The following is a 253-nucleotide window of genomic DNA, read 5'->3' on the forward strand; positions in this document are numbered from 1 at the left end:
CCGCTAAGTCTCTTGGTGGTGGTTTCCCGGTTGGCGCTATGCTGACGACAGAGAAACTGGCTAAGCACCTTAAGATTGGCACTCACGGCTCTACTTACGGTGGTAACCCATTAGCGTGTGCTGTTGCTGAAGCCGTCGTTGGACATGTTTCTCAACCTGATGTTCTACAAGGCGTTAAAGAGCGTGAAGGGCTATTTCGTGCAGAGCTAGAGCGCATCAATGCTAAATACCCAATCTTTGCTGAGTTCAGAGG

1 protein-coding gene is annotated in these 253 nt (G+C 50.2%); it reads left to right on the forward strand.

Features of this window, described 5'->3' with window-relative positions; all coding sequences use genetic code 11:
- Positions 1 to 253 (forward strand): aminotransferase class III-fold pyridoxal phosphate-dependent enzyme (locus AB4585_RS27995; RefSeq protein WP_372172022.1); only part of this gene is annotated, 253 nt, incomplete at both ends.

Origin of the sequence: Vibrio sp. 10N.222.49.C9, from assembly GCF_041474985.1 — a bacterium.
Classification (GTDB): Bacteria; Pseudomonadota; Gammaproteobacteria; order Enterobacterales; family Vibrionaceae; genus Vibrio; species Vibrio crassostreae_C.